This window comes from Microcoleus sp. (assembly GCF_041354475.1).
GTDB lineage: Bacteria > Cyanobacteriota > Cyanobacteriia > Cyanobacteriales > Microcoleaceae > Microcoleus.
Genome location: NZ_JBGJZU010000132.1, coordinates 1 through 5,538, shown reverse-complemented (window position 1 = coordinate 5,538; position 5,538 = coordinate 1). Strand labels below are relative to the sequence as shown.

The window sequence follows — 5,538 nt, the reverse complement described above, 5'->3', positions numbered from 1 at the left end:
GATCAACCGACTCAAGCAATTTCGTCGGATCGCAACCCGATATGAGAAGCTGGCTGCAAATTATACAGCCATGATTACGATCGCCTGTATCTGGTTATGGTTGTAGTTTGAAAACACGCCCTAGGGCCACTGCCGAATAAGGTGTCATCTCCATCGCCACCGATGAGACTACCAGTTGCACTCAGAAAGTCGTTGCCAATACCCCCATCCAGGGTGTCATCGCCGTTGTCACCGACAAGGCTGTCATTACCTCCACCTCCACTGAGGCTGTCGTTTCCTGCACCGCCTAGCAAGGTGTCGTTGCCATCTAAGCCAACGAGGGTATCATTGCCATCTAAGCCTGCGATGTTGTCATCGACGGATGTGCCGATGAGGTTGTCGTTTGTGGATGTACCAGTAAATACTGCCAATGTTTTTTTCCTGCCTAGAGTAAACCGGCGGGGGCTATTTATGAGATCAGCACCTCGCCTTAATTGTTTATCTGGGCACTCTCCCCAAAATTATGCAGTTTTTCCAAAAAAACTTTTTTTTTGGCAATTCTTTTTTTTTCCCAGACTCACGACTCACGACAGAGAGGCGATTAAGGCAGTAGGGGCTCTCGCATTCGGGCCCAAAATTCTTGAGTAAAACCGATAAATTATCTGCCCGAATGCTTCGCCCTTACCCCAAAGTTATGCCTTAACCACCTTGGCGGTTGCTATAAGACTGCTGGCGGTGCATCTCAATGAAGTGTCAAGAATCCTCGGCGTTCTGTGGCCGGGATTATACAGCGGTTCCTGCTGCAAGAGCGACAAACTTAATGAATCCTTAATATTTAATAAATTGGTTTGTTAATTGCTCCAGGGAGCATCCCGATTTGGGAAACACGCCTAGAGGGCGAAGCATTCGCGTTGAAAATCTCTGATATATCTATAGAACCCATTTGAGATATTTTAAATCACCCCCGCCCTTGGAGGATGAAGCATTTGGACATCAAACATCGGGTTTTTCTGAGCGATTGTCGCCCAAATGCTTCATCCCTACACCACCAAAGTTAATCTTTGTTTGATGAGGCTGATGATTAAAAGACTTGCAGCCTAAAAGATGTCAAATGGGTTCTATAGGATATGGGCGCGAATGCTTCTCCCCTACAAAAATGCGATGCACCCCGCTTTTGTACCTCATAACAGCAGGAACCGCTTTATCAACCATGCGCTAGCTGCGTCCCGAATTGCTGGCAATACCAGGATTCAGAGCTTCCTCTCACCAATAACTGATAACAAATAACCAATAACAACTAACTTTAGTTTTTGCCGATGACGGACAATCCTTCGACAATTACAGAGGGTGTATGGCAAGAACCGTTCCACTCCGAGTCCCCTCCTAATTCTACTAATTGTTTGAGGACTGTATAGACGTTGCCGGCAACCATTGTGTTTTTGACTCGGCCAATTATTTGACCTTTTTTGACGCGGTAGCCGAGATCGATATTAATCGAAAAGTCGCCGGAAATGCCCGCACTACCCCCCAGCATTTGATCGACTACAATTCCGTCGTCTAATTGGGCGATTAAATCAGCGAGCGATCGCTCTCCTGGTTTAATTAAAACATTGAACAAACTCGGTGTGGGATAACTGCCCAAACCAGGGCGAAATCCGTTGCCGGTGGTGCCACTGCCTAATGTTCGACCGGTGGTGCGATCGGTATAAAATAACTGCAATACTCCATTGTGTAGGAATACGATCGATCTAGTGGGAGTGCCTTCGTCATCAAAGGGACAGCTATAGGGCCCCGTATCCGGCTGTTGGGAGAGTGTGACTAGGGGGGATATGACTTGTTGGCCCAATCGATCGCTCCAAGGCGAAGCCCCTTCGAGTACCTGTTTGCCGTTGAGGGCTGCACAGACTGTGCCCCACAGTAAATCCGCGGCTTTGGCGGTGAACAAAACTGGTACCCGCCCTGTGACTGGTGCTACATTGTCTTTGGCCCATTCCAATCGTTGCAACACTCGCTGGGTGATGGTGTGGATGTCGATGGTGCTGCGTTCGGTTTCGCCCTCCCAAATATTCAGGAAGTCTTCTCCCCGCACTAATTCTGCTGATAAGTAACCGCTGAGGGTGGTGTCGGTGTGGCTGCAATCCAAGCCTCTAGTGTTGAGCAAGCGGGTGCTTTCTATTTCGCAGTCAAATTCGGCGGTGCAGATGCTTTCTGGATACGCTTGGCGAATGCTGGCGATCGCACTTTTGCCCCATTCTACTAGCTGTTGTGCTGCGATCGACTGTCCGAGGTCGGGATAGACAATTTTGTTACCGCTACCGAGTTCGATGATTTCCGGTTCGTTGAGTTGCGAGAGGGCGATCGCACGATCGACCAAAATCTGCGGTTCCACGGGCCCGTAAGCCACTGCCAAACCAGGCCGCCCATCCCTCCACAGCCGCAGGGCAATGCCTTCTGCTTGGGCTGTTTCTAGCTGTTTCAGGCGGTTTGCTTCAAAAAATACCGGCCGCGATAAGGATTGTGACTCCAATACCTCAGCAGCTTCGGCACCTGCTTTGGTGGCTAATTCTAGCAGTTGTTCTGCTGATTGGTGATTGGTCATTGTTGTTGGTAATTTGAAGGAAGAAGGAAGATGGATTTTTTATCGATATTTACGAGCAGAAGTTATTGGTTATTGGTTACTGGTGATTGGTGATTGGTGATTGGTTATTGGTTATTGGTTATTGGTTATTGGTTATTTGTTATTGGTTCTTCACCTAACAACTGACAACTAACAACTGACAACTGACAACTAACAACTGACAACTGACAACTAACAACTGACAACTAACAACTGACAACTAACAACTGACAACTGACAACTAACAACTGACAACTGACAACTAACAACTGACAACTGACAACTGACAACTGACAACTGACAACTAACAACTGACAAATAACACAACTAACAACCCTAAATACTTAATTCATGCAGCAGCCAAAATCCGTCGAAAGATTCCGATTCTGGATTAGACTGGATTGCCAAAAAATGTACTTGTTTTGCTTCTTTTTTCGCAGCCTCAAATTTTTTACCTTCTGCTTGAGTTGCCGAGTCTCTGAGATTAGCTAAAATCCAGCGATCGTTAGCACCCGTATCCAGTATCAACCTAGGAGGGGTAGGAGGGGACCCGGAGTCATATTTCATAAAAGCTAACTCCAAACCGGACATCCAACCAGCCAGGGCTGTTGCTCTAGACGAAAATATAATTAGCCCCGGAATCTGGGTTTCTGGGCTCAGCCCTGTCATGGGTAGCCCAAAAGCTTCGCCAAATCCGATATCCCACTCGGACATTTCATCAAAAGCGGCGATCGGCAAACTCACAAATGCCCATTTTTCGCCGATTAAAGCGTCCGGCAGTGCCACAGGCGTTTCGGGTACAAATTGCACCGAAGGGTTAACAGTGGCTTGATAACCCTCTTGTACGGGGTAATACGATCGCATCCGTTGTTCTAGCCACAGGCTGAGGGCAAGGGTACGGCGGCTGGCTGCCACCGGTATGTCCAAATCTTCGCAGGCTTTGGTAATCATGTTGGCCATTTGGCGACGGAAAAAGCGGATTTTTTCCGGAGGTTTGGGTGCAGAGGCGATCGCCTCTTTAATGGCACCAGCCAGCCACAGGGAATTTACCGTTGAACTGGGACACCACTGTGAGTAGCGAAACAGAGATTCTGCATTGTCACCCACATTCAGCGGACTTTCGCAAATCAACACTTCCCATTTTTTTTTCTGTCGATCGTCTAAGATCGGACGACTGTAAAAATCGAGTTCCCAAATAGTAGCCATGTCGCGCTGTTCAAATTAATGCTTTCTAATATTACCGGACATCGGGCAAGTTTCTCCTGATGACGAAGCCAATGCCCCTCAAATCAACTCATTGGCGATACAGGCTCTGACTTTTTAATGGGAGGAGAAGGTGCAGATCAATTTATTTTGCGTGGCGATACATTTACTCCCGGTGCAGCTTTTGCCGATCGCATTCTCGACTTCAAACCCAGCGAAGGCGACATCATCAAAATTGCCAACCTCAAAGGTACTCAAGGCATGGATGAAATATTTTTCGCCACCGTTGATGTCAACAAAGATGGCATCAGTGATACCGCTATCCTTTGTGATTGCGGTGATGTTGTAGGTATTATCATGAGTACCGATCCAACAAAAGCCAACCTCAGAAATTCCATCTTCATGGCTGGCACTCAAGATACAACTCTTAGCAAAATCGGATAAACTAAATAAACCAATCTAAAAAACAGAATACCCAAATCCCCAACTTCTTACAGAAGTGGGGGATTTAACAGTGTTCTGATTGTTCGCATTCTTTGTTATCCCATGACCAAACTCAGCGTCAACATCAACAGAATAGCCCTCCTCAGAAACTCTCGAAACATCGGCATTCCCAGCGTTACTGAAGCCGCCAAAACCGTAATTGCCGCCGGAGCCCACGGTGTCACAGTTCATCCCCGTCCCGATGAGCGACACATCAAAGCCTCCGATGTTTATGAATTAGCCAAAATGCTAACGGTAGAATTCAATATCGAAGGTAATCCTTTTCAAGATCCGTTTATGGATATAGTTTGCGATGTCAAACCAGCCCAGTGTACCTTAGTACCAGATGCTCCTGATGTACTCACCTCTGATAGCGGTTGGAATATTCCTGAAAATCGCGATCGACTCCTACCAATTATTCAAAAATTAAAAGATAACGGCATCAGAGTCAGTCTATTTATGGATGCAGACCCTGCTCTCATGGCCCTAGCAAAAGAAGTGGGTGCAGACCGAGTAGAATTGTACACAGAACCCTATGCAACGGCCTTTCGCGAAGGGAAAGTAGAATCAGTTTTTGAACAATATGTATTATCAGCTAAGGCTGCTCAAGCTGTCGGTTTAGGTGTGAATGCAGGACATGATTTAAACTTGCAAAACCTAGCTAAGTTTTGCTCCATTCCCGATATCCTAGAAGTATCGATCGGTCACGCTCTCATTGCAGAAGCATTAGAAATGGGTTTGTCTAACACTGTACAAGCTTACTTGAAAATTCTCTCCGATTTATAGTAGACATCTGCCACAATTATTGTGGCGAGTACGGGTGACGCCTCCTGGCTGTCCTTGATATCAAATCGTTTCTTGATCGGAATTATTCAGTATTATTCAGTTCTCTATTCTCGGACTCTATCTCAAGATTGTTCTAGAAAGGTTAAATCATTCCGATGCAACGGTCAACTATATGACCGTTGTCACTTCAGGGATAGCATATCCCGTGCGATCGCACAGGATATTATGAGCTTGTCTCCGAGAGACTAACAGCCACAAAGATTCGACCAGCGACGTAATTTTGCGAGATGACAAAGCGGGCGACTAACCCCAAGTTTGCCTAAAAACAACAAAGCCCCTTTCCAGAAGAGAGAAAGAGGCATTATGTGTGGTAAATAAATCCCAGGCATCGAGCTATTTTCTCAGGCAGTGACCCGCCAAATATCTTCGCCACCGCAGCGTTTAACAACCGAGTTCGGGATGGAATCGGA

5 protein-coding genes and 1 pseudogene are annotated in these 5,538 nt (G+C 46.6%); 3 read left to right on the top strand and 3 right to left on the bottom strand.

Going from position 1 to position 5,538, the window contains the following annotated elements; translation table 11 throughout:
* A pseudogene (locus tag ACBR23_RS27835) lies at nucleotides 1–106 on the top strand (IS5/IS1182 family transposase); the annotation flags it as partial.
* Here the strand turns inward: ACBR23_RS27835 and ACBR23_RS27830 are convergent.
* The 3 genes from ACBR23_RS27830 to ACBR23_RS27820 form a co-directional block, all read right to left on the bottom strand.
* Entirely contained in the window at nucleotides 75–410 is a 336-nt protein-coding gene (locus ACBR23_RS27830) for a calcium-binding protein (protein ID WP_371120828.1), read from the bottom strand. The pseudogene ACBR23_RS27835 and the gene ACBR23_RS27830 sit on opposite strands and share 32 nt — an antisense overlap.
* A gap of 872 nt (nucleotides 411–1,282) precedes the next feature.
* On the bottom strand, nucleotides 1,283–2,578 hold the full coding sequence (locus tag ACBR23_RS27825; protein WP_371120827.1) for a TldD/PmbA family protein: 1,296 nt from the start codon (nucleotides 2,576–2,578) through the stop codon (nucleotides 1,283–1,285).
* A 354-nt stretch (nucleotides 2,579–2,932) separates the two neighbouring features.
* Nucleotides 2,933–3,802 (bottom strand): Tab2/Atab2 family RNA-binding protein, encoded by an 870-nt coding sequence (locus ACBR23_RS27820; RefSeq protein ID WP_371117949.1) that lies wholly within the window; start codon nucleotides 3,800–3,802, stop codon nucleotides 2,933–2,935.
* Nucleotides 3,803–3,919: 117 nt separating this feature from the next.
* On the opposite strand from ACBR23_RS27820, the gene ACBR23_RS27815 reads away from it, so the two are divergent.
* Nucleotides 3,920–4,243, top strand: coding sequence for a hypothetical protein (locus tag ACBR23_RS27815; protein ID WP_371117950.1), 324 nt, complete (start codon nucleotides 3,920–3,922; stop codon nucleotides 4,241–4,243).
* Nucleotides 4,244–4,345: 102 nt separating this feature from the next.
* The gene (locus ACBR23_RS27810) at nucleotides 4,346–5,068 is read left to right on the top strand and encodes a pyridoxine 5'-phosphate synthase (protein ID WP_340550639.1); all 723 of its coding nucleotides are present in this window, start codon (nucleotides 4,346–4,348) and stop codon (nucleotides 5,066–5,068) included.
* The last annotated feature ends 470 nt before the right edge of the window (nucleotides 5,069–5,538 follow it).

Excerpts from the sequence above, each read along its gene's own strand:
- ACBR23_RS27825 (WP_371120827.1), bottom strand. The coding sequence starts at position 2,578 with ATGACCAATCACCAATCAGCAGAACAACTGCTAGAATTAGCCACCAAA.
- ACBR23_RS27820 (WP_371117949.1), bottom strand. The coding sequence starts at position 3,802 with ATGGCTACTATTTGGGAACTCGATTTTTACAGTCGTCCGATCTTAGAC.
- ACBR23_RS27815 (WP_371117950.1), top strand. The coding sequence starts at position 3,920 with ATGGGAGGAGAAGGTGCAGATCAATTTATTTTGCGTGGCGATACATTT.
- ACBR23_RS27810 (WP_340550639.1), top strand. The coding sequence starts at position 4,346 with ATGACCAAACTCAGCGTCAACATCAACAGAATAGCCCTCCTCAGAAAC.